This window comes from Psychrobacter sp. G (genome assembly GCF_000418305.1).
Taxonomy (GTDB): Bacteria; Pseudomonadota; Gammaproteobacteria; order Pseudomonadales; family Moraxellaceae; genus Psychrobacter; species Psychrobacter cryohalolentis.
This window is the reverse complement of sequence record NC_021661.1, coordinates 596,278-621,320: the sequence shown is the minus strand read 5'-3', so window position 1 is coordinate 621,320 and position 25,043 is coordinate 596,278. Positions and strand designations below refer to the sequence as shown.

Annotated in this window: 33 protein-coding genes; 4 read left to right on the top strand and 29 right to left on the bottom strand. The window is 41.4% G+C overall.

The window, feature by feature from the left end; all coding sequences use genetic code 11:
- Positions 1 to 2 precede the first annotated feature (2 nt).
- The 5 genes from PSYCG_RS02675 to PSYCG_RS02655 all read right to left on the bottom strand — a co-directional run bounded on the left by PSYCG_RS02675 (position 3) and on the right by PSYCG_RS02655 (position 4,669).
- Entirely contained in the window at positions 3 to 215 is a 213-nt protein-coding gene (locus tag PSYCG_RS02675; RefSeq protein ID WP_010196799.1) for a cold-shock protein, read from the bottom strand.
- 377 nt (positions 216 to 592) lie between these two features.
- The gene (locus tag PSYCG_RS02670) at positions 593 to 1,018 is read right to left on the bottom strand and encodes a hypothetical protein (protein ID WP_020442823.1); all 426 of its coding nucleotides are present in this window, start codon (positions 1,016 to 1,018) and stop codon (positions 593 to 595) included.
- A gap of 272 nt (positions 1,019 to 1,290) precedes the next feature.
- Complete coding sequence (gene ilvC, locus PSYCG_RS02665; RefSeq protein WP_011512878.1) at positions 1,291 to 2,307, bottom strand: ketol-acid reductoisomerase; 1,017 nt, start codon at positions 2,305 to 2,307, stop codon at positions 1,291 to 1,293.
- A 152-nt stretch (positions 2,308 to 2,459) separates the two neighbouring features.
- Complete coding sequence (gene ilvN / locus PSYCG_RS02660) at positions 2,460 to 2,957, bottom strand: acetolactate synthase small subunit (RefSeq protein WP_020442822.1); 498 nt, start codon at positions 2,955 to 2,957, stop codon at positions 2,460 to 2,462.
- The gene (locus tag PSYCG_RS02655) at positions 2,957 to 4,669 is read right to left on the bottom strand and encodes an acetolactate synthase 3 large subunit (protein WP_011512876.1); all 1,713 of its coding nucleotides are present in this window, start codon (positions 4,667 to 4,669) and stop codon (positions 2,957 to 2,959) included. The genes ilvN and PSYCG_RS02655 overlap by 1 nt, the downstream gene beginning before the upstream one ends.
- Positions 4,670 to 5,558: 889 nt before the next feature.
- Between PSYCG_RS02655 and PSYCG_RS02650 the strand changes: the two genes are divergently transcribed.
- Entirely contained in the window at positions 5,559 to 6,047 is a 489-nt protein-coding gene (locus PSYCG_RS02650; protein WP_020442820.1) for a DUF4124 domain-containing protein, read from the top strand.
- A gap of 48 nt (positions 6,048 to 6,095) precedes the next feature.
- On the opposite strand, the gene PSYCG_RS02645 is transcribed toward PSYCG_RS02650, so the two are convergent.
- A complete protein-coding gene (locus PSYCG_RS02645) occupies positions 6,096 to 7,865 on the bottom strand; it encodes an NAD(P)H-hydrate dehydratase (protein WP_020442819.1) in 1,770 nt (589 codons plus the stop codon).
- Between the two features lie 222 nt (positions 7,866 to 8,087).
- On the opposite strand from PSYCG_RS02645, the gene queG reads away from it, so the two are divergent.
- Positions 8,088 to 9,305 carry a tRNA epoxyqueuosine(34) reductase QueG gene (gene queG, locus PSYCG_RS02640; RefSeq protein WP_020442818.1) on the top strand — a complete coding sequence of 406 codons (1,218 nt, stop codon included), beginning with the start codon at positions 8,088 to 8,090 and terminating at the stop codon, positions 9,303 to 9,305.
- Between the two features lie 134 nt (positions 9,306 to 9,439).
- On the opposite strand, the gene lysM is transcribed toward queG, so the two are convergent.
- From lysM to PSYCG_RS02610, 6 genes are all read right to left on the bottom strand, one after another.
- Complete coding sequence (gene lysM, locus PSYCG_RS02635) at positions 9,440 to 9,946, bottom strand: peptidoglycan-binding protein LysM (protein ID WP_011512872.1); 507 nt, start codon at positions 9,944 to 9,946, stop codon at positions 9,440 to 9,442.
- Positions 9,947 to 10,231: 285 nt separating this feature from the next.
- A complete protein-coding gene (acpP, locus tag PSYCG_RS02630) occupies positions 10,232 to 10,468 on the bottom strand; it encodes an acyl carrier protein (protein ID WP_011279816.1) in 237 nt (78 codons plus the stop codon).
- Between the two features lie 313 nt (positions 10,469 to 10,781).
- Positions 10,782 to 11,516: a 3-oxoacyl-ACP reductase FabG gene (fabG, locus tag PSYCG_RS02625; protein ID WP_226939375.1), complete on the bottom strand. Its 735-nt coding sequence runs from the start codon at positions 11,514 to 11,516 to the stop codon at positions 10,782 to 10,784.
- Positions 11,507 to 12,475, bottom strand: a complete 969-nt coding sequence (gene fabD, locus PSYCG_RS02620) for an ACP S-malonyltransferase (RefSeq protein WP_020442817.1) — start codon at positions 12,473 to 12,475, stop codon at positions 11,507 to 11,509. The genes fabG and fabD overlap by 10 nt, the downstream gene beginning before the upstream one ends.
- A 491-nt stretch (positions 12,476 to 12,966) precedes the next feature.
- The gene (gene rpmF / locus PSYCG_RS02615; protein ID WP_011512869.1) at positions 12,967 to 13,149 is read right to left on the bottom strand and encodes a 50S ribosomal protein L32; all 183 of its coding nucleotides are present in this window, start codon (positions 13,147 to 13,149) and stop codon (positions 12,967 to 12,969) included.
- A gap of 321 nt (positions 13,150 to 13,470) precedes the next feature.
- The gene (locus tag PSYCG_RS02610; protein ID WP_020442816.1) at positions 13,471 to 14,064 is read right to left on the bottom strand and encodes a YceD family protein; all 594 of its coding nucleotides are present in this window, start codon (positions 14,062 to 14,064) and stop codon (positions 13,471 to 13,473) included.
- Between the two features lie 174 nt (positions 14,065 to 14,238).
- Between PSYCG_RS02610 and PSYCG_RS02605 the strand changes: the two genes are divergently transcribed.
- Positions 14,239 to 15,036, top strand: coding sequence for an elongation factor P hydroxylase (locus PSYCG_RS02605; protein ID WP_020442815.1), 798 nt, complete (start codon positions 14,239 to 14,241; stop codon positions 15,034 to 15,036).
- A gap of 212 nt (positions 15,037 to 15,248) precedes the next feature.
- Positions 15,249 to 15,866, top strand: coding sequence for an L-threonylcarbamoyladenylate synthase (locus PSYCG_RS02600; protein ID WP_020442814.1), 618 nt, complete (start codon positions 15,249 to 15,251; stop codon positions 15,864 to 15,866).
- Between the two features lie 121 nt (positions 15,867 to 15,987).
- Here the strand turns inward: PSYCG_RS02600 and rplQ are convergent, their stop codons facing one another.
- The 17 genes from rplQ to rplN form a co-directional block, all read right to left on the bottom strand.
- Positions 15,988 to 16,347 (bottom strand): 50S ribosomal protein L17, encoded by a 360-nt coding sequence (gene rplQ, locus PSYCG_RS02595; RefSeq protein WP_011279809.1) that lies wholly within the window; start codon positions 16,345 to 16,347, stop codon positions 15,988 to 15,990.
- Positions 16,348 to 16,366: 19 nt separating this feature from the next.
- Complete coding sequence (locus PSYCG_RS02590) at positions 16,367 to 17,374, bottom strand: DNA-directed RNA polymerase subunit alpha (protein WP_011279808.1); 1,008 nt, start codon at positions 17,372 to 17,374, stop codon at positions 16,367 to 16,369.
- 81 nt (positions 17,375 to 17,455) lie between these two features.
- Positions 17,456 to 18,097 carry a 30S ribosomal protein S4 gene (rpsD, locus tag PSYCG_RS02585; RefSeq protein ID WP_011512865.1) on the bottom strand — a complete coding sequence of 214 codons (642 nt, stop codon included), beginning with the start codon at positions 18,095 to 18,097 and terminating at the stop codon, positions 17,456 to 17,458.
- A gap of 48 nt (positions 18,098 to 18,145) precedes the next feature.
- Positions 18,146 to 18,535, bottom strand: coding sequence for a 30S ribosomal protein S11 (gene rpsK, locus PSYCG_RS02580; protein ID WP_010196728.1), 390 nt, complete (start codon positions 18,533 to 18,535; stop codon positions 18,146 to 18,148).
- Positions 18,536 to 18,555: 20 nt separating this feature from the next.
- Entirely contained in the window at positions 18,556 to 18,912 is a 357-nt protein-coding gene (rpsM, locus tag PSYCG_RS02575; protein ID WP_011512864.1) for a 30S ribosomal protein S13, read from the bottom strand.
- Between the two features lie 257 nt (positions 18,913 to 19,169).
- Positions 19,170 to 19,286 (bottom strand): 50S ribosomal protein L36, encoded by a 117-nt coding sequence (gene rpmJ, locus PSYCG_RS02570; protein WP_010196721.1) that lies wholly within the window; start codon positions 19,284 to 19,286, stop codon positions 19,170 to 19,172.
- A gap of 32 nt (positions 19,287 to 19,318) precedes the next feature.
- Positions 19,319 to 20,650, bottom strand: coding sequence for a preprotein translocase subunit SecY (secY, locus tag PSYCG_RS02565; protein WP_011512863.1), 1,332 nt, complete (start codon positions 20,648 to 20,650; stop codon positions 19,319 to 19,321).
- A gap of 19 nt (positions 20,651 to 20,669) precedes the next feature.
- The gene (gene rplO / locus PSYCG_RS02560) at positions 20,670 to 21,110 is read right to left on the bottom strand and encodes a 50S ribosomal protein L15 (RefSeq protein WP_011512862.1); all 441 of its coding nucleotides are present in this window, start codon (positions 21,108 to 21,110) and stop codon (positions 20,670 to 20,672) included.
- Positions 21,110 to 21,289, bottom strand: a complete 180-nt coding sequence (gene rpmD, locus PSYCG_RS02555) for a 50S ribosomal protein L30 (RefSeq protein WP_011512861.1) — start codon at positions 21,287 to 21,289, stop codon at positions 21,110 to 21,112. Before rpmD ends, rplO begins: the two co-directional genes overlap by 1 nt.
- 20 nt (positions 21,290 to 21,309) lie before the next feature.
- Positions 21,310 to 21,825, bottom strand: a complete 516-nt coding sequence (rpsE, locus tag PSYCG_RS02550) for a 30S ribosomal protein S5 (protein WP_010196711.1) — start codon at positions 21,823 to 21,825, stop codon at positions 21,310 to 21,312.
- A gap of 2 nt (positions 21,826 to 21,827) precedes the next feature.
- Positions 21,828 to 22,178 carry a 50S ribosomal protein L18 gene (gene rplR, locus PSYCG_RS02545; protein WP_011279801.1) on the bottom strand — a complete coding sequence of 117 codons (351 nt, stop codon included), beginning with the start codon at positions 22,176 to 22,178 and terminating at the stop codon, positions 21,828 to 21,830.
- An 11-nt stretch (positions 22,179 to 22,189) separates the two neighbouring features.
- Positions 22,190 to 22,723: a 50S ribosomal protein L6 gene (gene rplF, locus PSYCG_RS02540; protein ID WP_011512860.1), complete on the bottom strand. Its 534-nt coding sequence runs from the start codon at positions 22,721 to 22,723 to the stop codon at positions 22,190 to 22,192.
- A gap of 174 nt (positions 22,724 to 22,897) precedes the next feature.
- The gene (rpsH, locus tag PSYCG_RS02535) at positions 22,898 to 23,296 is read right to left on the bottom strand and encodes a 30S ribosomal protein S8 (RefSeq protein WP_011512859.1); all 399 of its coding nucleotides are present in this window, start codon (positions 23,294 to 23,296) and stop codon (positions 22,898 to 22,900) included.
- An 11-nt stretch (positions 23,297 to 23,307) separates the two neighbouring features.
- Positions 23,308 to 23,613: a 30S ribosomal protein S14 gene (gene rpsN, locus PSYCG_RS02530; RefSeq protein ID WP_011279798.1), complete on the bottom strand. Its 306-nt coding sequence runs from the start codon at positions 23,611 to 23,613 to the stop codon at positions 23,308 to 23,310.
- 12 nt (positions 23,614 to 23,625) lie between these two features.
- Complete coding sequence (gene rplE / locus PSYCG_RS02525) at positions 23,626 to 24,162, bottom strand: 50S ribosomal protein L5 (RefSeq protein ID WP_011512858.1); 537 nt, start codon at positions 24,160 to 24,162, stop codon at positions 23,626 to 23,628.
- A gap of 21 nt (positions 24,163 to 24,183) precedes the next feature.
- Positions 24,184 to 24,501, bottom strand: coding sequence for a 50S ribosomal protein L24 (rplX, locus tag PSYCG_RS02520; protein ID WP_011512857.1), 318 nt, complete (start codon positions 24,499 to 24,501; stop codon positions 24,184 to 24,186).
- An 8-nt stretch (positions 24,502 to 24,509) separates the two neighbouring features.
- The gene (rplN, locus tag PSYCG_RS02515) at positions 24,510 to 24,878 is read right to left on the bottom strand and encodes a 50S ribosomal protein L14 (protein WP_010196702.1); all 369 of its coding nucleotides are present in this window, start codon (positions 24,876 to 24,878) and stop codon (positions 24,510 to 24,512) included.
- Between the last annotated feature and the right edge of the window lie 165 nt (positions 24,879 to 25,043).

The window sequence follows — 25,043 nt, the reverse complement described above, 5'->3', positions numbered from 1 at the left end:
GATTAGATAGCTTCGATTTGCTCAGCTTGTGGGCCTTTCTTGCCATCACCTAAGATGAAAGACACTTTTTGGCCTTCGGCTAGAGTTTTGAAACCACCGCCTTGGATAGCGCTGTAGTGAGCGAATACGTCTTGTCCACCATTGTCTTGCGCGATAAAACCAAAACCTTTAGCTTCATTAAACCACTTTACAGTGCCTTCAACTTTATCTGACATAAATTTTCCTAACTCTTTAACTGTTGGCGAGACGTGTGTCATCACCGATTAATTGATATATACCTAAGTTTTTCTTGCAGAATGCGTGGATGAAATCATTAAAACCTCTAATAGAGATCTTAATATTTTTACCCGAAATCCTTTGAGTACAAGCTGATTATAACAGCTTTCTTTAAGCGCAACAGCTTAAATTGATGATTTTTGTAACCTATTCAAGTCAATTTTAAATAATTATTACTATTAACTACTTGAGACTTAATACGTTGATATAGAATGTTTTTTTACCACTTACCTTTCAAGATTTACTATGGACTTAGATATCGCTTTCGACAAATCACAGTGATAAGAATTATATATACTAATGTATTGAAAAAAAACTATGGAGAAATTGGTAGCCACGGTGAGCTCAATACCAATAAACATAGCGCAAAAAATATCAGCGAAAATGACTGACTATAAGCGATATATTTAGCAGGTATGACCAAGTCTTTCGGAGAGTCAGGAATGCCTTTACGCTTCAATAAACGTGCGCCATAGATCCAGCCAAAGGTCGTATAAAGACCGTAAGCCGCTGGTACAGCAACGGCTAGTGGTGTCAAATCAATCGTATATAGCATCACTACTGAGATGAAAAACCATGAGGTATCTAGAATTGAGCTGATTTGAAAGAACTTAGAGTTAGGTAGTTTGCCACCGGTTTTTTTGAGCATTTCCCCTTCGATCCAAATCAAAACGGCAACGACAGCGCTCAGAGTAATGTATATGAATTGCGGTGTTAGCCAATCAGGATAAGATATTTGCACAACAGACAACCTATAATCTATAGAATAAGAGAATCCTTGGCATTTATATTGCAAGAATAAAAATAGCGATACCTATTTAACCGAGTAAGCCGTTAATAGATATGGTAATGCTTGCCTATATTAGGCAGCGAAGTCAGATTTTCAACCAGTACAGACTGGCGATGATAAAAATACTTTATAAAACATCGCCTACTAAAAATAAAAAGCCCATGCTATCACTGATAACATGGGCTTCTTTAGACTGATTTCTTTACTAATTCATCAATAGCAAATTAGTTTTTGTCTTTATCGATGATTTTATTGCCGCCGATCCAAGGCATCATACCACGTAGCTTAGCGCCCGTGATTTCAATTTGATGCTCTGCATTGTTACGACGACGAGCTGTCATTGATGGATAGTTGGTTGCGCCTTCACTGATGAACATTTTTGCATATTCGCCAGATTGAATGCGTTTTAGCGCATTACGCATGGCTTCACGTGATTGCTCATTGATCACTTCAGGACCAGTCACATATTCGCCATATTCAGCGTTGTTACTGATTGAGTAGTTCATGTCAGCGATACCGCCTTCATACATCAAGTCGACAATAAGCTTTAGCTCATGTAAGCACTCAAAGTAAGCCATTTCTGGTGCATAGCCCGCTTCAGTTAAGGTCTCAAAACCCATTTTTACTAGCTCTACTGCGCCACCACAAAGAACCGCTTGCTCACCAAATAGGTCAGTTTCAGTTTCATCTTTAAAGGTCGTTTCGATAATACCTGAACGTCCACCACCAACACCAGCAGCATAAGATAGTGCTAATTGCTTGGCTTGACCTGACGCATCTTGATAGATAGCGATAAGATCTGGGATACCACCGCCTTTGGCGAATTCTGAACGAACGGTATGACCTGGTGCTTTTGGTGCCACCATGATGACGTCAAGATCGCTACGTGGTATAACTTGGTTATAATGAATCGCAAAACCATGAGCAAAAGCCAGTGTCGCGCCCTGCTTGATATTTGGCTCGATCACATCGTTATAAAGCTCTTTTTGGAATTCATCAGGCGTCAAAATCATGATGATGTCAGCAGCTTTTACCGCCTCTTCTACTTCAGCAACTTTTAAGCCAGCATTTTCTGCTTTCTTCCATGAGCCAGAGTTAGCACGTAGACCAACGGTCACATCGACGTTTGAATCTTGTAGGTTAAGCGCGTGCGCATGACCTTGTGAACCATAACCAATAATGGCGACTTTTTTACCTTGGACGATTGATAGATCACAATCTTTATCATAATAAACGTTCATAAACAGAGTCCTTTTCCTAAATCATGGCGTACCATGGATAAATAAACACTTAAATTATAGTCACCTTATCGAAGTGATTGGTGAGATAAGCGCTATGTTGATGTTGAATAAATAAGTTTGAAATACTGTATTTTGAAGATCATAAACGCTGATTATAGGCTTAGCGTTTTGTCACCACGAGCAATACCAATGACGCCTGAACGCACTACTTCCATGATACGTTCGCGACCAATAACATCAATAAAACCATCGAGCTTAGCTTTATCGCCGACGATTTGAATCGTATATAAGTTCGCATTGACGTCAACGATCTGTGCACGAAAAATATCGGCACTGCGTTTGATCTCTTCACGTACACCACCCGTCGCACGTACTTTGATTAGCATCAACTCACGTTCGACGTGTACGGTATCTGAGAGATTAAGCACTTTAACCACTTCGATCAATTTATGCAATTGCTTGGTGATTTGTTCTATTTTTTCAGGTGACGTGACTGTCGTTACTGTCAGACGTGAAATACTTGGATCATCAGTAGGCGCGACGTTTAGCGTTTCGATATTGTAGCCACGTTGTGAGAACAAGCCGACTAAACGCGACAACGAACCCGCTTCGTTTTCCATCAATACCGAAATCAGATGTTGTTGTTGCATTAGGTACGCTCTCCTTTTGTTAACCACATATCACGCATCGTTTGCCCAGCGATTTGCATCGGATATACATGCTCATTACGATCGACGTAAACATCGATAAATACCAACCTGTCTTTTATTGCCATGGCTTCAGCCAATTGTGCTTCCATGGTCGCAGGATCAGTAATCTTGATACCGACGTGACCATAGCTTTCAGCAAGCTTGACAAAGTCTGGTAAAGAATTCATGTAAGAGTGTGCGTGACGACCTTCATACAGCATGTCTTGCCACTGTTTTACCATACCCAACTGTGCATTATTCAAGTTTAGGATTTTAACTGGCAAATCATACTGCAAACAGGTAGACAGTTCTTGGATATTCATCTGAATAGAGCCTTCGCCAGTAATACAAACCACATCACGCTCAGGATTAGCAAGTTTGGCTGCCATCGCATACGGCAAGCCAACACCCATAGTACCAAGACCACCTGAGTTCAGCCATTGACGTGGCTCATTATAGGTATAGTAAAGCGCGGCAAACATCTGATGTTGACCCACGTCACTCGTGATAATCGCATTACTATTAGTCACTTTATCTAAAGCTTGAACGACCGCTTGTGGCTTAATACCATTATCGGTACTGGTGTCATAGCGCAAACCATGACGCTTGCGCCACTCATTAATCTGTGACCACCAATCCAATAACGCCGGTTGGTCTAACTCTTTATCTTCGCCAATAATGTCTATCATGTCAGTAAGCACTGATTTCACATCGCCAACGATAGGAATATGAGCAAAGATCGTTTTTGAGATAGACGTTGGGTCAATATCAATATGAATAATCGTCGCATTTGGACAGAATTTTTTGACGTTATTGGTCACGCGATCATCAAAGCGTGCCCCAACTGCCAATATAACGTCAGAATGATGCATAGTCATATTGGCTTCATAAGTGCCATGCATACCAAGCATACCCAAGAACTGCTCATCAGAGCCAGGGAAAGCACCCAAACCCATTAAGGTATTGGTGACTGGTAGGTTTAAACGATGAGCAAGCGCCGTTAATTCTTTATAGGCATTACCTAAAACTACACCGCCACCAGAGTAAATAATCGGGCGCTTAGCCGCAAGTAAGGTTTCAACCGCCTTTTTGATTTGACCACTATGACCTTTTAATGACGGTTGATATGAGCGTATAAATACCTCTTTTGGATATTCATAAGCAAATTTTTCGCTAGGCGCAGTCATGTCTTTTGGCACATCGATGACAACAGGACCCGGACGTCCAGACTGGGCAATATAAAAGGCTTTTTTGACAATCATTGGGATTTCGCTAGCATGGCGCACTTGAAAGCTATGCTTCACGATTGGGCGTGATACACCAATCATATCGGTTTCTTGGAAAGCATCTTCACCGATCAGACTACTAGGCACCTGACCTGCGATGATCACCATCGGTACAGAATCCATAAAAGCAGTGGCAATAGCTGTCACTGTATTGGTCGCACCAGGACCTGAAGTCGCTAGCACCACACCCGTGTTGCCAGTTACTCGTGAATAAGCATCTGCCATGTGACCTGCGGCTTGTTCATGACGTACCAGAATATGCTCAACATTGTCTTGTTGAAATAAGGCGTCATAGATATGAAGGACCGCACCGCCTGGATAACCAAAAATGTATTTGACGCCCTCATCCGTTAGTGCTTGCACCAACATCTCAGCACCAGATAGCATGACAGGCTCATTGCTTCCTTCGGCAAGGCGTTGCTGCTTTTCAGGGAAATTCTTGGCAGCATGACCCGTTTGGGTATGTCCAGTCATATTCGGACTTTGCGTGGTTTGCGTCACTGTCGTCACCTTTTTTTGTGGCAAGAATATGTGCCCGCTACGTCTAAGTTACGCTGTGTTATAGGACAGCATATTACTCAAACATAGCAATATATTTAAGGTCAGCTTTGCGACAGGGTTTTATCGATATACAGTGACAAGATGCGAGTGCATCTATAAAAGAAGCTTATTATTTGTAGTGCATACAAGGTTGCGCTAATGACAAATAGACGGATACAGAATGATAGAACAAATCTCAAAGCTTATATTTTATAGCTTATATCATGTTATATGATTACGAAATCTTATAACCTGTTTGATGAGGAGATGTTAAAAACACACATGACACTCTATTTTTACAACAGCAAAATCTTACGAGACACAGTAATAATAAGTTTATCTTAGTCATTGTAGACAGATAAGTCCGGAGACAATAAATATAGATTTGAATAGCATTATTACAAGCGCTATTTATTTTATATCATTGTCACAAAGATAATAAGGCTAAGCAAGCTACCGATAAGCAACCCGTAGTCCTTATTTTCAAGTGCCACGGCAATATCATAAAAGCCGCTCACTGACCAATCAACTGCTATTATATTCGATGGTTTGTGAGCTATTGTCAAGAAAAACTTCTAAACCCTATCCCCAACTATTGGTTATTAAACAATGTACATTCATAAGTATTATTTGCTAGAATCAAGCCATTATGTATTTATATTGTTATCGATTCTATTAACCCTTATGCTTAACTGAACGATAGCTGTATTTTTTACCCATTAAGAGGGCTGTTACTATGGCACAAGCGTCTACGATAAGCACTGCTACCAAACTACTTATCAGTGTCAGCACTGCGTGTATGTTCATACTACCAATGAGCGCCACTCATGCCATTCAGGTATACAAATCTATTGGCGCACATGGCGAAGTCAAGTACAGCCAATATGCGCCGCAAAATGGTAGGAATATCGAAGTTATCGAGTTTCGTAGTGACGGTAGACAGAGCAATGCTGGACAGCTGGCAGGTAAAACCGAAGCCAATCAAAGTGCGCCGCAAAGCGCAGAAGAACAGCGCGTTGCCCAATTAGAAGCACGTATCAAAGAGCAAGAAGCCCAAGCGAATGCCCAGCGTTGTCAATCGTTACGCAATAATTTAACCAATCTAAATGTGGGCGGACGTATTTATGAGATGGATGCCAATGGCAAACGTCAATATCTAGATGGTCGTGAGATTGATCTTAAGCGTGAACGTGTTCAACAAGCCATTACCCAGTATTGTGGCTAATCTTCAATTTGATGTTTAAACACATTGGGCTAAGGTAAAATTAAATCGTTAAAGGCTATCTGTTATGAGATGCATCACATGACGGATAGCTGCTGGCATATCTTGAGCTTGCAGACCTCGCTGCCCTACCAATAATAAATGATTATCGTTATTTCTCGTCTGGTTGACTAAAACATCGCCTGCTAATCCATGGATAATGACTGCTTGGTGCAAACTGCGTAGTTCATGTTTTAAATCATCCTGTGCCCATAGTCCAGTAATGACACCTGCAAGTACATCACCCATACCAGCGGTCGCCATGCCAGCATTGCCCACACCGCATACATAAACATGCGGTTGCGCTGATTGCTGCTCCAGAATTAACGACCCTGCTCCCTTTAACACCCAATCACCGCCATAAATTGCTGCACCCTCTGTTATTGCAGCCAATCTATCATTTTCTATCTCAGCTACTGTTTTATTTAATAATCTAGCAGCTTCCCCACTATGTGGCGTTAAACACACTTGATAATTTTTACTATGTGTTTTTAGCTCGGCTATAAGCATATGGTTTTCCCGATGCAATGAAGCCAAATAATAAAGACCATCGGCATCAATTATTATCGGCTTACCTTCAGCTACCGCAGCCTGCAGATATTCAGTAAATAGCAATTTTGCTTTTTCATCACGCCCCAGGCCCATACCAATAGCAATCACACTGGCCTCTTTAATTAGGCTTTTTACTCCTTGGGTATCATGCAAATCCATGCTCATTGCATCTGGTAGCGAGGTTAATAACGCCCCATGGTAAGCCTTATGGGAGGCAACTGTTATTTTACCACTGCCCGTCGCCATCGCGCTCGATGCCGATAATATGGCTGCTCCGCCCATGCCTTGTGAGTTATCCATACGATTGCCGCCAATGATTAATACATGCCCATAGCTGCCTTTATGGCTGTTTTGTCTGCGTGACTTTAATTGATAAGGCGAATTAATAAGGGTGGCGATAGGAATAAGCGCTTTCTCATTTGCTAGATGGGGTATCAGCGGTATATCAATCACGGCGCCGCTATAATCGAGCCCGTCTTTGGTATGCAGACCAAATTTACGTGCGATCAGACATAAGGTCACATCTGCGGCTATCGCAACACGCTCAAATACCTGACCAGTAGAGGCAACCAAGCCACTTGGGACATCAACCGCGATGACCAATGCTTTAGCATGCCCTGCTGCTTCGTTGAAAGCGCAAATTGCTTGCTGATAAATATCGCTCGCTGCACGATTGAATCCAATACCAAATATCGCATCGATATAAACATCCGCCGGCAAAGCGCTCATGCTTCTATCATCGCTATTTCCAAAACATCGATATTTACAATCAGCAGATAGTGCCAGCTGTAACGCCTTTGTCGCATCAGCAATTGGGTTTTTATTATCTTCATCAAAACTTTCTATATTATCTTTTATAACAAAATCTTGTTTCTCAAAGCCAACTGTAATGACTTGTACTTGCCAGCCTCTCTGCTGTAAATAATACGCAACAAGCCACCCATCGCCACCATTATTACCTTTTCCGACCCAAACACTGACACGGCACGGACGATTAACAGGACGAGAGGCAATGCCTTGCTTTGCTAATTGCTCATTCAAACATTTTTTTTCATAAAGTATCTCAATATGCTTCACCATTTGCCAAGCCGCTTGTTGCATTAGAGCAAAGCTGTTATTGCCTTGTGCAAACCATGCTTGTTCCATCGCATAGAGCTGCTTGCTGCTATATAGCGCGATAGGCATGGTAGAAATGGTAGTTTTCGATGACAATTCATTTGACGTTGGCATGACTAACCCTCGATTATTATTATAAGATTTGGCTAAGCTTCTGACTTATTATCAGTACAACCCAAAATGGATGTATGTATTTGCTGCTATTGACTTTAAGGTCAATTAATTAGGTTTAATCCATATAAATCTATATTTATATGGATTTATTCACTTTGATACTTGCGCTCTTCGCTCACTGGCTTATCATATCCATATTCACATTATCATTGATCGTCAGATATGAGCAATAAATCTCAAACAAACTCTCAAACGCAGATGCCATCATTGCCTACTAGCGTCACTGCTAAAAAGATTGCTATCAATAATACGCATGATTTTACTACTACAGCAGATATTAAACACTGGATTAAAGAGACAGCGCAATCGTTAGGGTTTGCAGATTGCGGCTTTTTATCGGTACATCACCCTCTGTTTGTTAAGCAGACTGAAAAGTTAAAACAGTGGTTGGCCAAAGGCTATGAAGCACAATTACAGTTTATGCACAGCAATCATCATCTGCGTGCGCACCCTGAGCAACTGGTAGAAGGCGCAAAAACCATTATTAGTGTGCGTATGGATTATCTCACTCAAACTCCAATACCGCGCGCTGTGACTGACAATGATTATCCTAACCAAGGTATCATTGCGCGTTATGCGAGAGGGCGCGACTATCATAAAATCATGCGTAGTCGGCTAAAGCAATTGGCGTTAAAAATCGAGGCGATGCTTCCTGAATGGCAACATCTAGATATTGGCGCTGACACAGATTTTATTTTTAGACCTTTTAGTGACTCAGCTCCTATCTTTGAGCGACCGATCGCCGATGCTGCAGGTCTTGGCTGGACAGGCAAGCATACATTACTCATAAACAAACAAGCCGGCTCGTTCTTTGTGCTCGGAGAGCTGTTTATGAGCCTTGAACTACCTGACGATGAGCCAGTTAAAGAGCATTGCGGCAGTTGCAGCGCCTGTATCGATATCTGTCCCACTCAAGCCATTGTCGCCCCTTATGAGCTTAATGCCTCAGCCTGCATCTCTTATCTTACGATTGAACATGACGGTGTTATTGATAAAAAATACCGCCGCGCGATCGGCAATCGTATCTTTGGCTGTGATGATTGTCAGCTAATTTGCCCATGGAACCGTTACGCCAATCTGACGCCCGTAGAGGATTTTGCGCCAAGGCATCGCCTTGATAGCAGCAGTTTGCTTGAATTGTGGCAATGGCAAGAAGCAGAGTTTATGAAAAAGACCGAAGGTAGCCCACTTAGACGCACCGGTTATGTGAATTTTCTGCGTAATATCGCTATCGGTCTTGGCAATGCCACCGCTAATCAAGAAACCATCAAAGCATTACAAGCAAAACTGGGGCTACATAACACGATGCTTGACGAACATATAGATTGGGCGATCGCCGAACAGCGTCATAAATTGGATATCTTACTTATTAATAATTAGAAGCCTAATTTTTAACTCTATATTTTATACATAAAAAAACACCTCATATTTTGAGGTGTTTTTATTCAGCCATATTCTAAGTATCCAAAATACTATGAGTGTTTCGATACTTATAATGACTTAAAAAATGATAACTATTTAGGAATACGTAGTACTTGACCAGGATAAATCTTGTCTGGGTCAGACAACATCGGCTTATTGGCTTCAAATATCTTCATATAATCGCCAGTTGAACCATAAACATCTTTTGCAATTTTAGATAAGCTATCACCAGATTTTACAGTGTACATAGTCGACTCAGGTGACTGCTCTTCAATATCGATATTATCAATGACTTTAGCCACGTTTTGTACATTGCCGATGGCAATAATGGCTTTTTCTCGATCAGCTTGAGTCTTAGCTTTACCGCTAATTTCTGCAGTATCGGTTGACCCATTATACTTAATCTTTAAATCACTAATATTTAGATTTTGCTGCTGAATACGACGAAGTAAAATATTGGCTACTGATTGCGCTGAAGGCTCAGTACTCTGTACTGGTGTATTAGCGTCTGCTTTAGTTTCTACTTTAGCGTCATGCTTGGCGTCATCACGATTAAAGATTTTATCACCAATGTCTTTTGCAAAACTGAACATACCCATATAACTGCTCCTTAAAATATTATTAATTATTATGCATAATTGTTGTTTCGATGATAACGCATATCGGTTATCACCCTTTTTTGCTTACCATTATGAGTATAAGCAAAGGCATGAGCGATAAACAGTAAGAGTATGTTGAGTAATGTTGATTTGGCGTAGCCAATGTTAACGCTAATATTAAATCAGTTGTTATAAGTGTAATAATAAAGAGAAATGACTAACATAAAAAAACCGCCTATCTATTAAGATAAGCGGTCATATCGAACCTATTGAGCAAGTCGCTAATTATAGCTGTGCTTGTACGTAGTCGATTGCTTTTTGAACAGTCGTTAATTCTGCTGAATCTTCGTCAGGAATCGTGATGCCAAAATCGCTTTCAAATGACATAACCAACTCAACTAAATCCAATGAATCAGCGCCTAGGTCTTCCATAAATGAAGCATCATTGTTGATGTCTTCAACATTCATACCTAGTTGCTCAGCTACGGCAGCTTTAACTCTTTGCTCGGTATCATTACTCATGTAGATTTCTCCTTTTTGATCTATTATTTTGACAAACTACTATAGTCGCATGGTTTAGCTACTATAGCATTGTATATAAATGGGATTTTCAGATCCATATAGCCATCTGAGTGTACTATAACAAGTTATACATTCTGTACTAATATTTAGTAAAGCCTTGCTATCATACATGGCTTTGACTTAAAAGTATTCGACATTATAGCACCCTTTATTATAGTTTACACTCGTTCACACAGTTTTTTATTATAAGTATGTAACGCTTGGGATTCAGCACTAATTGCTATCGCATGTAGGAAAATTTGATAGCAAACTGCTACATATACATGCCGCCATTGACCGGCAAAACAGCACCTGTGATATAACTGGCTTCATCACTGGCTAAAAACAGTACAGCAGCAGCGATATCTTCTGGTTGACCCAAACGGCTGATAGGTACAGCATCTAACATCGAGTTCAATAAACGCTCATCGAGCTCATCAGTCATATCTGTTTCAATCAAACCTGGCGCGACGCAGTTAATGGTTACTTGACGTGAGCCAATTTCGCGCGCTAGCGTACGGCTAAAACCCTCTACGCCAGCTTTAGTCGCCGCATAGTTAGATTGACCGGCATTGCCCATTTGAGCAACCACAGAGGTAATATTGATAATACGACCACGGCGTGCTTTCATCATACCGCGGATAGCACGTTTGCTCATACGATAGACAGAAGTTAGATTGGTATCTATCACATTGTCCCAATCTTCATCTTTCATACGCATCAATAAGCCATCTTGAGTGATACCAGCATTATTTACCAATACTTGAACAGCACCATAAACGCTTTCTATCTCTTCAAACAGCTTGTCAATCTGCGCAGTATCGCGTACATCTAAAACACGACCAATACCGCCACTATCATTTAGATAGTCATCAATCTGTGCAGCCCCTTTCTCGGTGGTGGCTGTCCCAATGACAAAATGTCCTTCTTTAGCAAAGCGTTTGGCGACGGCTTTGCCGATACCGCGGCTTGCGCCTGTGACTAATGTGATCGTACGGCTCATGATAATACCTCCAGCAATTTATCTAGACGAGCGGGCTTGTCAGTCGGATAGCTCATAATTGGATGCGCTTGACGCTTCGCCAAATTACTCAAGACGTTACCACTACCACACTCAATTAAAATATTAATTTGTTTATCTGCCAGCTCTTGCATGGTTTTTGACCATAGTACTGGCTGACTTAATTGTTCGGTTAATGCCTCTTTAATACCTGCCGCACTGGTTTCAACACGTGCATGACGGTTTTGAATCACAGGAATCGTTGCTTGATCAAACTTAATGGCGGCAAGCTCTGCTGCCAACGCTTTACTAGCCGGCTCCATCAAAGCGCAGTGTGACGGCACACTTACCTTTAATGGAATGGCTTTTTTGCCAGTATTTTGCACTTTATCAATGACGGCATTAACGCCTGCAGCATTACCAGAAACCACCACTTGCCCTGGGCTATTAAAATTTGCTGCACCAACAATCGCATCATCTACATGCTCGGTTGCTTGCTCACACAAATTTTCGACTCGGTGATCTTCCAAACCTAGTACTGCTGCCATAGCCGTATCAATACCCACTACAGCGTCTTGCATCAATTGACCACGCTTATGTACTAGTTTTACGGCATCAGCAAGTGACAGCACGTTAGCTGCGCAAAGGGCGCTATATTCGCCAAGGGAATGACCAGCTAGGTAACAAGGCTTATCCTTTATTTTTTGTTGTAAGATGCGCCAAATAGCGATACTAGCGGTCAATAACGCAGGCTGTGTATAGTGCGTTTGATTAAGTTTTTCTTCATCTTGACAGATTGCCCACAAATCTTCGCCTAAGGCCACACTTGCTTCAGTAAAGGTTTCAAGAATTTCAGGATAGGTATCAGCAAGCTCGCTTGTCATACCGACTACTTGTGAGCCTTGCCCAGGAAACAGTATTGCAATACGGGTTGGTTGTTTTTTTATCATATCGGGTACAGAGCCCATAACCAATATTCCTTATTTGATTGGAAACACCCCTAGCGTAAATGGGGCTAATCGTAGAGTTAAAGACTATAATAGGATATTAATTTTATAGAGCCGTTACTGTCACTAGTCCTTTAAGACAGCATACTCTTATGAAACTATACACTGACATCGGTAATTAACAAAGCTGCTAAAAAGTTAATTGTTTGTCTCGCTTAGATAAATCCTTTGATGTGACTTATACTAGATAGCTAATTCTTCATAACTGATGCGTTAAAACAGCCGTCAACAGCTAACAGTCAATAAACAGTACTAAAAACTAAAAACTAATAATTAATACTATTACTAAAAAACCCATAGCAAAAAGCCAAGTTATCTAGCCACATAATATATGATAGCGAAATAACTTGGCTTTCATTAGCTCAAACCAATTGCTGAATAATAGTCTGATAAAGAACATCGACAGTCATAAAAACCATCATCATCTTTAGCAGCCATCAAATAACAATAAATTAAGCGTCTTGACTTACTTTAAACAACTGACGACCACGATAAAAACCATCTTTGGTCATGTGATGACGACGATGTTTTTCACCAGTAGTAGCATCAACGCTTATTTCAGCGATTTCCATACGATGATGTGAACGGCGCATGTCACGACGTGAACGACTTTTACGACTTTTTTGAACGGCCATGATATAGCTCCTATACTTAAAAGGGATAAGCTTGAAATTCAGCTTTAATCGACACTGACAGAGGCTATATAATCACAACAACCTAAGTCTTACGCATCATTAGTTAAATAGATTGCCACGTATTAAAGTGTTGATTACGTCTAAAATCTATAGTTAGTCTGCAAGGTTAGCTTCTCTCTGCCAATGGCAGATTGCTAGAATGCAATAAACGGGACATTATACGCATGTTTAACGGATTAATAAAGCCCTGCTTTTCACTCTTCTGCATAAAGCGGGCAAAAATATAATAGAACATATCTTTTATAAATGCCGTTTATAGCGTTATAAGTTACCTTTCAAAGATGCTAAAGCAGCAAAAGGATTTTCGGTTTCTTCTTCTTCAGGTATTTCACCAAACTGCTCAACACTCATTTCACAGTCATCATGTTTTGGCGCCATTGGCGTTTTGAGCAAAATTTCATCTTCTACCAATTTTTTAAATGGTAATAGTCGCTCTGGCGATTGCTCAGTGACAATTTCGTCTAACAATAAATAATCTTGCTCTTCATTAACTAGGCGTATTTGGCTTTCATTATCAAGAAGCGCAATATCATACTCATCACTCAAATCAATAGCAATCGGTTGCAGACAGCGCTGGCAAGTCAGCCAGACTTCACCAGTCAATGTGAAAGCCAAATGCAGTACATTGTTACGACGATACAAAGTGGTATTTAGCACAATATTTGATTGTTCATGCTCGCTAGCTAAAATAGTCGCAAGACGCTCAAAAGAGCTGGGAGCTTCTTCACCTGCCCATTCAAAGCCAGTGTCTTCCCACTTATTTAAAGAGATGTTATCAGGCATGCTGGTTGACGTAGGCACTTGTACGTTACTAGCATGAAGCGCTGACGGCTTGTTATCTTGGGTGCTTGACATACGCGGCCTCATTGATCAAAAACGGTGTATAATATTGCCTGCCATACTAACGGAAAGCGCCCTGTTGCGCTAGCGCTAGTATGTTAATATTTTTTGGCAATTTCCTTGTCATTGTTTACCTAAAGAGATAGGACATCCTGCTCTATCATCCTTTACTTGGTTAAAGTTTTATTTATGATATCGCCTACCGTTTCTCCTGATTTTTCCAATTTATTATCTACTATTGATGCCAAAAATTTATTACACCGTTTGAATGAATTGCAAAGTCAGAAAACAAATCCTACTGAACATAGTATCAATCTTGAGGTAGATGCCTCATTAAAAAGACTGTCATTACAGTGGCAATATTTGGCTAATAACTATTTGATTCATTCTGCTAAAGACATCATTGAGCCTATCAAAGTATGCGAATTTATTCAAAACAGTTTAACCGATCTTAATTTACAAAATGAATTATTGTTTGAAAGTATTGAGCAAGCACTGACCGATTGGCTTATTAATCTATTTAATCATTTATTTATCAGCAAACAGGTTATCTTGGTTCGTAGCACTGGCGAGCCCGAATACTTTCCTGCCCAGAGCAATCAACCCGCAAGAATTGAGTTTGCTCATGGATTTTTTGCTAGTGCATTGCATGAAATCAGCCATTTTTGTATGGCGGGTGAACGACGTAGACAACTACCTGACTTTGGCTACTGGTATACACCTGACGGACGCTCAGCGGCTCAGCAGCAGGCATTTGAACGTGTTGAGGTTAAGCCACAAGCTATAGAGTGTTTGTTTACGTTAGCTTGTGGACGACCTTTTCAAGTATCACAAGACAATTTATTTGCAGATTTTGATACCAGTGGTAGTACTTTTGCTCAAGATGTTTATCAACAAGTTCAAGCATATATTACTAAGCCAGATACCCTACCATCTGATGCTAAAACCTTGCTACAAGCCTTACTCACTATCTGCGCTGTATCTTAGCTAAAACCTACAATGTAAGATTTTTTATTATTGTCATCAAAACTCATTACACGACTGGCTATTGTTAACGATTTTATACTCACGTTAACGCCTTGCCCATAAACTTATATTTACTTTACGCTATACTACTTAATAAAGCCGTATTTTAATCTTTAGTACAAAAAGCAAAGTTCATCAATCAAATTCTAATAATTATAAAATAAGGAATTATTATGCAAGTATTTTATATTCATCCAGAAAATCCACAGCCACGGCTGATTGAGCAAGTAGCGGATTTATTACGTAAAGATCAATTGATTATTTATCCGACTGATACCAGTTACGCTTTCGGCTGTCGCCTGGGCGCAAAAGATGCCTTGGAAAAACTAAAACAAATACGCGCACTTGATGATAAACATCAATTCACCCTACTTTGCCGTGATCTAAGTGAGATTGCTAATTACGCTGCAGTAGACAATGTCCAATTTAAACAGCTCAAAGCGCATACGCCAGCACCGATTACCTTTATTTTAAACGCCACTAAAGATGTCCCTAAGAAGCTGGCACATGCAAAGAAAAAAACCATTGGTATTCGTGTTCCAAGTAATGCTATTGCCCAAGCTTTATTAGAAGCGATGGATGAACCTATTTTAACCAGCTCATTAATACTACCGAATCGTGATGATATATTAGATGACCCTTTCGAGATCGAAGAATTATTAGGCAATCAGATAGATGGGCTCATTAATGCTGGCATTAAAACCACCAAACTCACGACCATCGTCGATATGACTAGTAGCCAGCCAGAAATCATTCGGCAAGGTGCTGCTGATGTAAGCTCATTGCTGTAGATATAGACATACTGTAAGTGTTTAAATATGCACTTCCCTAACGATCATACAAAAATTTAAACGAAAAAAAGCTCCAATTGAATTGGAGCTTTTTTATGTACATATTTTGGTTACTGTAAAATTAGTCGCGATCAACCAATTCTACATAAGCCATAGGCGCATTGTCACCATCACGGTAACCACATTTTACGATACGCAAATAACCACCTGGACGAGCTTGGTAACGAGGACCAAGAGTACCAAATAATTTGCCTACCATAGCTTTGCTACGCATACGGCTAAATGCCAAGCGACGGTTAGCAACGCTGTCTTCTTTAGCCATAGTGATCAATGGCTCAGCAACGCGACGTAACTCTTTTGCTTTTGGTAAAGTTGTTTTGATCAGTTCATGCTCAAATAATGAGTTGGTCATGTTCTGAAACATTGCCTTACGATGACTGCCGGTACGACCCAGCTTGACTCCACTCTTACGATGGCGCATAGTCAAAAATCCTTAAAGTTTAACGGCTACGATAAGAAAAGCGATCATCAACACGTAAATCAGCTGGTGGCCAGTTATCTAGGCGCATACCAAGCTCCAAATCTTTAGACGCTAGTACGTCTTTGATTTCTGTCAATGATTTCTTACCAAGATTTGGGGTTTTTAGAAGTTCAGTCTCTGAACGCTGTACCAAATCACCGATATAGTAAATGTTTTCAGCTTTTAAGCAGTTGGCTGAGCGAACCGTTAGTTCAAGATCGTCCACAGGGCGTAATAGCACCGGATCAACCTCTTCTTTTTCTTTCACAGGCTCAGGCGCTTCTTCAGCTTCTAGGTCAACAAAGATAGAAATCTGTTGTTGTAATATAGTGGCTGCTTTACGAATTGCTTCTTCTGGATCTATAGTGCCATTTGTTTCAAGCTCAATGATAAGACGATCAAGATCGGTACGTTGTTCTACACGTGCGTTCTCAACCTGATAAGCAACACGAAGCACAGGACTAAAACTTGCATCAAGTTTTAAGCGTCCAATCGCTTTAGTATCACCATCTTCACGGCGCTGGTTTGCTGGCTCATATCCACGACCCATTACTACGCGCAAACGCATCTTTAGATGACCACGATCACTCAATGTACCCAATACCAATTCTGGATTGATGATGTCCACATTGTGCGGTAACGTGATGTCTGCAGCAGTAATAGTGCCTGGACCTTGTTTATCCAAGGTCAAAAATACTTCATTTTGGTCATGAAGGGTGATTGCTAAGCCTTTTAAGTTCAAAAGCAAATCAAGCACATCTTCTTGTAGTCCTTCAAGCGTTGAGTATTCATGGTCAACACCATCAATCTCAGCTTCAATGACTGCAGCACCAGGTAATGAAGATAACAAGATGCGACGTAAGGCATTACCCAAGGTATGCCCAAAGCCGCGTTCTAACGGTTCGAGCGTGACTTTCGCAATCGTTTCATTAACCGTATCCACGTTGATGGCGTTCGGCGTTAGAAACTCAGTTGCATTTAGCATCATGATGTCACCTCGATTTATTAAACTGGTTTAATTAACGTTAATTGCTCAATGCCATGTGAACAGCATCGAGCAGTACGTTACTTACTTAGAGTATAGCTCAACGATTAAGCTTTCGTTGATTTCAGCAGGTAGATCAATACGATCAGGCGCTTTTTTGAACGTGCCCTGTAGCTTGCTGTGATCAACATCTAGCCATTCTGGAATACCACGTTGGGTAGCCAGCTCAATTGCGTTTTTAATACGTAATTGCTCGCGAGACTTCTCTTGGATAGCGATGACATCACCATCTTGCAACTGAATTGATGGAATATTCACACGAATAAACTCATCACGGCCAGCTTTTTTCACCATAACAGTACGATGGCTAACTAACTGACGTGCTTCAGCGCGCGTAGAGCCAAAGCCCATACGATATACTACGTTATCAAGACGGCTCTCAAGCATTGCTAACAAGTTTTCACCAGTAGCGCCACGCTTACGAGCAGCTTCTTTGTAGTAGTTTGCAAACTGACGCTCTAATACACCGTAGATACGCTTAACTTTTTGTTTTTCACGTAACTGTAGAGAGTACTCTGAGCTTTTGTTACGGCTAACACCATGTTGACCAGGTGGACGAGCCGATTTTTTCGTTTTTACGTCGTATGGTTTAACACCAGACTTAAGACCTAAGTCAGTGCCTTCACGACGTGATAATTTGAGTTTTGGTCCAATATAACGGGCCATTGTTATGTCTCCTATAAGCTTCTATTATAAAAAGCTTCGTCTTTAATATTAGACGCGGCGCTTTTTCGGCGCACGGCAACCATTGTGTGGGATTGGGGTTACATCAGAGATGCTGTTGACTTTATAACCCAATGCACCTAGTGCTCTTACCGCAGACTCACGACCCGGTCCTGGTCCTTTGACCAAAACATCGATGTTCTTAACACCATATTCTTGAGCCGCTTTACCAGCGACTTCAGCTGCAACCTGAGCTGCAAATGGTGTAGATTTACGTGAACCACGGAAGCCTTGTCCACCTGAAGTGGCCCAAGCCAATGCATTACCTTGACGATCGGTAATCGTAACAATGGTGTTATTAAAAGACGCATGGATATGGGCAATGCCCTCCGATACTGAACGACGAGCCACCTTTTTGCGACTGCGAGTGTCTTTTGCCATCTTTTAGCTTCCTAAGTTAATTATCTTTTGAGAGGGCGTGTCGGACCCTTACGAGTACGAGCGTTGTTCTTGGTGTTTTGACCTCTAACTGGTAAGTTACGACGATGGCGGATGCCACGGTAACAACCAAGATCAACCAAGCGCTTGATATTCATTGACACTTCACGACGAAGATCACCTTCAGTCATGTATTCTGCAACTTGTGCACGGATAGCATCTAACTGTGTATCATCTAACTGACTGACTTTAGTACTAGGGGCAATGCCAACTGCTTCTAAGATTTTCTGAGCAGTGGTACGACCTACACCAAAGATGTAAGTTAGTGAAATAACAGCATGCTTATTATCCGGAATGTTTACGCCGGCAATACGAGCCATTGATTTCTCTCCATTAAAGAAAAATACCCTTATTCATTAAAACAAGGTGTTATTTTTCAGATTTGTTGCTGTCAATACTAAAGCTTTTATAATTATTATCGCTGCTTCGAGTTGGTAAACCAATCTATTCATTGATCATTTCATAAAAGATTTTGCATAAACTACGGCAAGTGGCGGATGATATCGCATCCGCCGTCATTTTTCAAGTATTAATTTAATAAGCAAGCCAATCACTTAAAACTGACTTGCTTAAATTATTAACCTTGGCGTTGCTTGTGGCGAGGTTCTGCGGTACAAATGATATGTACACGGCCTTTACGGCGCACAACTTTACAGCTACCACAAATCTTTTTAACTGATGCTTGAACTTTCATAGCATACTCCTTTGAGATATCGTACCGCTCATTTAAGGTTGAGTGGGCGATTGAATTAACGTCTGATCATGATATTGATGGGTCATCAAATGCGCTTGAATCTGCGAGATGAAGTCCATTACCACAACCACCATAATCAGTAACGACGTACCACCAAGTTGAAACGGCACACCAAACGATGACTGCACGACCATTGGCATTAAACAAATAACCGTCATATACATCGCGCCAATAAAGGTCAATCGGTTTAATACATGATCGAGGTAACGCTGAGTTTGTTGTCCTGGGCGAATACCTGGGATATACGCACCACTACGTTTAAGGTTTTCAGCCACTTCACGCGGACTAAATACCAATGCCGTGTAGAAGTAACAGAAAAAGATAATCATTGCACCAAATAGAACGAGATACAGCGGCTGTCCTGGGGACAACACCAATGCCATATTTTGCAATATCTTTTGCGTCAAGGTAGGATCAGGCGATTGACCAACCCACTGCCCTAAACTTGCAGGAAACAATAGCAATGAGCTAGCAAAAATAGCAGGAATAACCCCTGCCATATTTAGCTTCAACGGCAAATGTGATTGCTGCTGAGCGTAAATCTTGCGACCTTGCTGTTGTTTTTGCGCATAATTGACAGGAACACGGCGCTGAGCACGTTCAATATAGACGATACCCGCAGTAACCGCGACACCTAACAGTGCAAAGATAAAGAGGACAATCAAGTTCATTTGACCTTGGTTGACCTGTTCAATAGACTGCGAAATCATACCTGGCGTACCAGCCACAATACTCGCAAAAATGAGCATTGAGATACCATTACCTACGCCGCGCTCTGTAATCTGCTCACCAAGCCACATTAAGAACATAGCACCAGCTACCAATGAAGTAACCGCTGGAATATAGAAAGTCAGACCAGAAGATAAAGTAAGGTTTTGACTGATTAAGCCAGCACACATCCCTAATGACTGTACTAGAGCTAATGCAAGTGTCCCTTGACGAGTATACTTGTTTAGCTTACGTCGTCCCGCTTCACCCTCTTTTTTGAGAGCTTCAAGCGATGGCAATACCGCAGACATCATCTGTACAATAATCGATGCTGAGATATATGGCATAATACCAAGTGCCATGATGGACATACGCTCTAGTGCACCACCTGAGAACATATTAAACATGCTCAGGATGGTATTTTCGTTGCGCGAAAACAGATCAGCCAAGTTAACCGGATTGATACCCGGTACTGGGATATGCGACCCAAAACGATAAACAATCAATGCGCCGATTAAGAATAACAAACGCGTCCATAGCTCATCATACTTACGTATAAAGGCAAAAGGATTAAGCGGTATACCAGTCGATGACATTGATTGCTTTGACACGTTACTACTCCTCGATGCTACCACCAGCAGCTTCGATTGCTTGCTTAGCGCCTTTAGTCACTTTGATACCTTTAAAAGTATAAGCTTTAGTGACTTCACCCGACAACATAACGCGCGCACGCTTCATGTCACGACGGATAAGGTTAGCAGCTTTCAAAGTTTCAATACTAACGACATCGCCTTCAATTTGGCTCAGTTCAGACAGACGAACTTCAGCAGTCGTCATAGCCATTTTACTGGTAAAACCAAATTTTGGTAGACGACGATATAAAGGCATTTGACCACCTTCAAATCCTGAGCGTATGCTAGAACCTGAACGAGATTTTTGACCTTTTACACCACGACCACCAGTTTTACCAAGGCCTGAACCGATACCACGACCACGACGTTGGGCAGTTTTCTTTGCGCCAACACCTGGTGATAATTCATTTAATCTAAGACCCATTACGCTTCCTCCACTTTTACCAAGTAGTTAACGCGATTGACCATACCACGAGTTGAAGGAGTATCTTCTACTACAACAGAATGATTAATACGGCGTAAACCCAATCCTTTCAAGCATGCTTTGTGGCTCTTGAGGCGATGGGCACCCGATTTGAATTGAGTGACTTTCATTTTTTTCATCGTAACTCACCTAGTCTAAGTTAACCCAAGATTTCGTCTACAGATTTACCACGTTTTGCTGCCATCTTTTCTGGAGTTGACATATCACGTAAACCGTTAAACGTTGCACGAACAACGTTAGCAGTATTGGTAGAACCATAACATTTAGTCAAAACATCTTTGACACCAGCAACTTCTAATACAGCACGCATTGCGCCACCAGCGATTACGCCAGTACCTTCAGATGCAGGTTGCATATAGACTTTACTAGCACCATGACGTGCTTTGATCGGATGATACAAAGTTGCATCATTTAGCTCAACAGTAATCATATTACGTTTGGCAGCTTCTAGTGCTTTTTGGATAGCAGCTGGCACTTCACGTGCTTTACCGCGACCAAAACCAACGCGACCATTACCATCACCAACTACAGTCAACGCAGTGAAAGAGAAAATACGACCACCTTTAACAACTTTTGCAACGCGATCAACGGTAACTAAGCGTTCTACTAGACCGTCAGTCTGTTCATTTTTATCATTTTTATCATTTCTAGCCATGATTAAAACTCCAATCCGTTTTCGCGAGCAGCTTCAGCTAAAGCTTTTACTCGACCATGATATTTAAAACCACTACGGTCAAAGGCAACTTTAGTAATGCCAGCTGCTTTTGCGCGTTCTGCGATCATTTGGCCTACAGACGTCGCTGCATCAGCGTTACCAGTCGCGCCTGAACGCAAGCTGCTGTCTAAGGTAGATGCCTGAGCAATCACTTCACCACCGTTCGGAGAGATAATCTGGGCATAGATGTGTCTTGGCGTACGATTAACCGTTAGACGATGAACGCCCAAAAAACGGATATGTGCGCGGGTTTTCTTAGCTCGACGTAGACGAGCTGCTTTTTTATCAAACATTTCAACTCACCTTATTTTTTCTTGGCTTCTTTGCGAATCACATGCTCGTCACTATAACGAATACCTTTACCTTTGTAAGGCTCAGGTGGGCGGAAACCGCGGATATCGGCTGCTGCTTGACCAAGCTGCTGCTTATCGTTTGATTTTAAAACAATTTCAGTTTGCGTTGGGGTTTCAGCTGACACACCTTCAGGTAACGTATATTCTACTGGATGTGAGTAACCAACGTTTAGGGTTACTTTATTACCAGCAGCTTGAGCACGGTAACCAACACCAATCAATTGAAGACGTTTTTCAAAGCCTTCGTTAACGCCTATTACTAAATTATTTAGTAAAGAGCGCATGGTGCCAGTATGCATCATCGCTTCTTTTGAATCGACTGTAGGTGAGAAAATGATTGCATCATCTTCCTGTTTCAGCTCGACCAATTCATGCAGGCGTAAAGACATATTGCCGTTCTTGCCTTTAACTTCGACCTGCCGATCGTTCAAAGTAACGCTTACGCCGTTTGGCAGCGTCACTGGGGCTTTAGCCACACGAGACATAGGAATATTCCTTAGAAAATTAACTTCTTTATATTAGCGAAAAAACTAACAGGCTAAAAAGCGTGTTAGTTTAGCATAGTTGATCGCGTTAGACACCTAACAATGTTAAATAATTTATCACTACCACATTGATAGAAGCCTAACAGCGTCAAATAGACTTTATCGTCGTGTAGCTTACGCTACAAATGCGACGACTTCACCACCGATACCAGCAGCGCGTGCAGCACGATCAGTCATGATGCCTTGGCTAGTTGATACAATAGCAACACCCATACCTTGCTTAACAGTAGGGATAGCGTCTTTACCGCGATGCTGGCGTAAACCAGGACGGCTAAAACGTTGAATCGTTTCGATGACAGCTTTGCCTTCGAAGTATTTTAATACGATGGTCAAAGTTGCTTTGTTGTTGTTTTCTTCAGTAACAACAGCGCTAGCAACATAACCTTCGTTAACCAACAAATCAGCGATTGATTTGCGTAGCTTAGAGTTCGGCATTGCTACCGATACTTTATTAGCCATTTGTGCGTTACGAATACGGGTTAGCATATCCCCAACGGTATCTTGCATACTCATATAGTTACCCCTTACCAGCTTGCTTTACGAACACCAGGCACATCGCCTTGCATGACACGCTCACGCAGCATATTGCGTGATAAGCCAAACTTGCGGAAGTAACCGTGAGGACGACCCGTGATAGCACAACGATTGCGCAGACGTACTGGTGATGCGTTACGTGGTAAAGCTTGTAGCTCTAGCATCGCTTCCATACGAGTTTCGTCACTTGCAGTCATATCACTGATAGTTTCTTTTAGCTTGATACGCTTATCAGCGTATTTAGCAACCATTTTTTCGCGCTTTAATTCGCGGTTAATCATGCTCTTCTTTGCCATAACGTCTTTACCTTATTTAAATGGGAAGCCGAAAGCTTTAAGCAACGCACGACCTTCTTCATCAGATTGAGCTGACGTAGTAATTGTCACATCCATACCACGGATACGATCAATCTTGTCAAAGTCTACTTCTGGGAATACGATTTGTTCTTTGATACCCAATGAGTAGTTACCACGTCCGTCAAAGGCTTTAGGAGAAAAACCACGGAAATCACGAATACGAGGAATTGCAATGGCAATGAGACGATCTAAAAATTCGTACATTTGCTCACCGCGTAGCGTTACTTTACAGCCAATTGGCCATTCTTCACGAATTTTAAAGCCAGCAACTGATTTACGCGCTTTGGTGACTACAGGTTTTTGACCAGCAATAGCAGTCATATCAGCTACAGCACCTTCAAGCAATTTCTTGTCTTGAGACGCGCCGCCTACACCCATATTTAGTGTGATTTTAGTGATTTTTGGCACTTGCATCACATTCGCCAAACCAAGTTCTTCTTTGATTTGCTGTTTTAATTCTTCGTTATATAAAGATTTTAATCTTGCCATTACCATTACACCCTTAGTGTCTTACGCAGTCGCCACTACTTCACCGTTCGAACGATACAGGCGTTGTTTCTTGCCGTCTTCGCCGAACTGATAAGTAATACGATCAGCTTTTTGGGTTTGCGCATTTAAGATTGCGACATTTGAGATATGCAGAAAAGCTTCTTGCTTAAGAATGCCGCCTTCAACGCCAGTTGCCTGATTTGGCTTCTGATGTTTAGTGACAATGTTAATGCCTTCAACTTTAATACGATCGTTTTTTACAGCTTGTACAGTACCTTGCTTGCCTTTGTCTTTCCCAGCAATCACGATAACTGTATCGCCTTTACGTAATTTTGACATGGATTACCTCACAATACTTCTGGTGCTAGTGATACAATTTTCATAAACTGATCACCACGTAGTTCACGAGTTACCGGTCCAAAAATACGAGTTGCAATCGGCGCTTTGTTTTGGTTCAACAATACCGCAGCATTGTCGTCAAAACGTAATACCGAACCATCAGGACGACGAACGCCTTTTTTGGTACGTACAACTACCGCATTCATCACGTCGCCTTTCTTAACACGACCGCGAGGAATGGCTTCTTTAACCGTTACTTTAATAATGTCGCCAACTGATGCATAACGACGATGAGAGCCACCCAGTACTTTAATGCACTGAACTCGTCTTGCACCGCTATTATCTGCAACTTCCAGCATAGATTCAACCTGAATCATAGCGTTACTCCACACGTATGAGCAATAAAAACCAGTTGCTGCCGCTAGCACAGTATGAGTAGTCGGCATTTTAATATTAATAACCGCTGCTACTCTTAATGTGAGTGATATACGCTCGGCGCAATCAGTATCCTTAAAAAGGCAGCTATTTTAACAGCTTCTGGC